This is a genomic window from Rhodococcus sp. CX (genome assembly GCF_015865005.1).
GTDB lineage: Bacteria > Actinomycetota > Actinomycetes > Mycobacteriales > Mycobacteriaceae > Rhodococcus.
Genome location: NZ_JADZGH010000203.1, coordinates 19859 through 22260, shown reverse-complemented (window position 1 = coordinate 22260; position 2402 = coordinate 19859). Strand labels below are relative to the sequence as shown.

Genomic DNA, 2402 nt, shown 5'->3' with positions numbered 1-2402 from the left:
GTGCTCGTCGGTGAATCGTCCCCCGATGGACGCACCCGCCAGATGCACGACGGCGTCCACGCCTTCGAGCAGATCCTCGGCTGGCTCCTGCGGATTCCATTGCCGCTCGTGGTGATCGCGGGGTGCTCGGCGCACGAGCCGGATCACCCGGTATCCGCCGCTGGTCAGGAACGCGGTCAGTGCGGTGCCGACCAGCCCGGAGGTCCCGGTGACCGCGACCGTCACCGGTCGCACACCCTGCGACTGGGCCCAGCGGTGTGCGTCCAGGTCGTCGGCGATCTGCCGGTGCCGGTAGCGGAAGGTCTGCAGCAGAAGCTTTTCCGGGATCGGGGTGTCCACCCGGTCGACGATGCGGGTGCGGCCGCGGCCGACCGCCTCGAAGATGTGCTCGTGCCGCCACGATGCGACGAGACCGGCGGGCAGCGAGGTGAGACCGTCGCGGCCCAGTTCGTCGACGAAGCGCGCGGGCGGATCGTAGTCTTCGGGCCGGTGGTCGGCGATCCACCGCAGGCCTCCGGGAAGGCCCAGCACCGCGCGGCCGTCGGCGAGCGAATCCGCCTCCGCGATCACCCGCATCGGCTGCCACGGCGGCATCAGCCGCTGGATCGCACCCGGCCGGGCGTGCCAGGCGAAGACCTCGTCGCGCGGCACGTCGACGATGCTCGAATACTCGATGCCCATGGTCCCCTCCGTATCAGCTTCGTCGTATCCGGTGGTTCGGGGCGGCGGTGTCCCCGGATGGGTGGATCTACCGTCTCGCGATCTCGCCGTACCGGGCCAGCGCGACCTGCCGTTCGTGTGTGTGGTCGACGATCGGGTCCGGATAGCCCGGGGACGATCCGTTCGGTGACGTGCCGGTCGGCGGCCGGTGCACCCCCTTGCCGGGAATGCCGCGCAGTTCGGGTACCCAACGGCGTACGTAGTCACCCGTCGGGTCGAACTTCTCGCCCTGGGTGGTCGGGTTGAACACCCGGAAGTAGGGTGCCGCGTCGGTGCCGCACCCGGCCGTCCACTGCCATCCGTGCTGGTTGGAGGCCAGATCGCCGTCGACGAGGTGATCCATGAAGTGCCGGGCGCCCCACCACCACGGCAGGTGCAGATCCTTCGTGAGGAACGAGGCGACGATCATCCGCACCCGGTTGTGCATCCAGCCCTCCGCGAGCAGCTGGCGCATGCCGGCGTCCACGATCGGGAATCCGGTGCGACCCTGCTTCCACGCGGTGAACGCGCGGTCCGCTTCCGGGCCGGTGTCGTAGCGGATGTTGTCGAACCGGTCGTTGTAGTTGCGGCGGGCGGTGTCCGGGCGGTGGTGCAGCACGTCGGCGTAGAAGTCGCGCCAGCACAGTTCGCTGCGCAGTGTCGTCGCGCCGGGATCGGAACGGTCGCGCAGGTCGTGCAGCAGGGTGCGCGGATGCACGCACCCGAACTTCAGGTACGGAGACAGCCGGCTGGTGCCGTCCAGGTCCGGGCGGTCCCGGTCGCTGTCGTACCGGTCCAGCGCGTCGTCGCGGAACTGCTGCCAGCGTTTCCGTGCCGCTGCCTCTCCGGCGGGCGGCAACGCGACCCCGAGGCTGTCGTCGTCGGCCGGTATCGACGTTCTGCCGTCGACGCCGTCCGGGTCGATCCACGCCACCGTCGACGCGCCGGTACGGGCCGGTGCCCGCCACCCGTGCTCGAGCCATGCCTTCCGGAACGGCGTGAAGACCCGGTACGGGCTGCCGTCGCCCTTGAGGATCCTGCCCGGTGAGACCGCGTAGGGCGATCCCGTCCGCACGAGCGGCACGTCGCCGAGGGCATCCTCGACGGCCCGGTCCCGGCGCGACCCGTACGGGGCGTAATCGGCGCTGAGGTGGACCGATGCCGCGTCGAGGTCGCGGGCGAGCCGAGGGATCACCGTCACCGGATCCCCGCGGACGACGAGCAGGCGTCCGTCGAGGTCGTCGTCGAAAGCGCGCAGGCACCGCAGCAGGAAGGCGGTGCGCGGGCAGGGCCGCAGCAGCCGGTCGTCGAGCACGAACACCGCGGCCGCGCTGTCTGCCGTGTCGGCGGCAGACAGCAGGGTGGGCAGGTCCTGCAGCCGCAGGTCGCGGCGGAACCAGACCAGTGCGGGGCTACTCACCCGTCCAGTGTGCCCGGATCGGCACACGACGACATATGACTTGGGCAGCCCCGCAGAACCCGCAGACGAGGTAGACAGCCGCGCGCTGGCGGCAGCGCGCCGCTGTCTTTCCGATCTGCGGCTACTCCGCGGGGCCCGCGAATCGTCGAAGCCTCCCGCCTCGGAGAGAATGGGAGTCATGTCCGACGCCTACGAAGTACCCATCCGCGACGAGTCGATCCGGCTCGGCCAATTCCTGAAGCTCGCGAACCTCATCGAATCCGGGGCCGAGGCGAAGGAGGTC

Annotated in this window: 3 protein-coding genes; 1 reads left to right on the top strand and 2 read right to left on the bottom strand. The window is 70.4% G+C overall.

Annotation, left to right across the window (positions count from 1 at the left end; translation table 11 throughout):
- Both I0Q12_RS33530 and I0Q12_RS22095 read right to left on the bottom strand, forming a co-directional pair.
- Window positions 1-681: NAD-dependent epimerase/dehydratase family protein (locus tag I0Q12_RS33530; protein WP_231611206.1), on the bottom strand; the 681-nt coding region annotated here is incomplete at its 3' end.
- A gap of 67 nt (window positions 682-748) precedes the next feature.
- A complete protein-coding gene (locus tag I0Q12_RS22095) occupies window positions 749-2119 on the bottom strand; it encodes a deoxyribodipyrimidine photo-lyase (RefSeq protein WP_197254747.1) in 1371 nt (456 codons plus the stop codon).
- Between the two features lie 178 nt (window positions 2120-2297).
- On the opposite strand from I0Q12_RS22095, the gene I0Q12_RS22090 reads away from it, so the two are divergent.
- On the top strand, window positions 2298-2402 hold a 105-nt coding region (locus I0Q12_RS22090), incomplete at its 3' end, for an RNA-binding S4 domain-containing protein (RefSeq protein ID WP_197254745.1).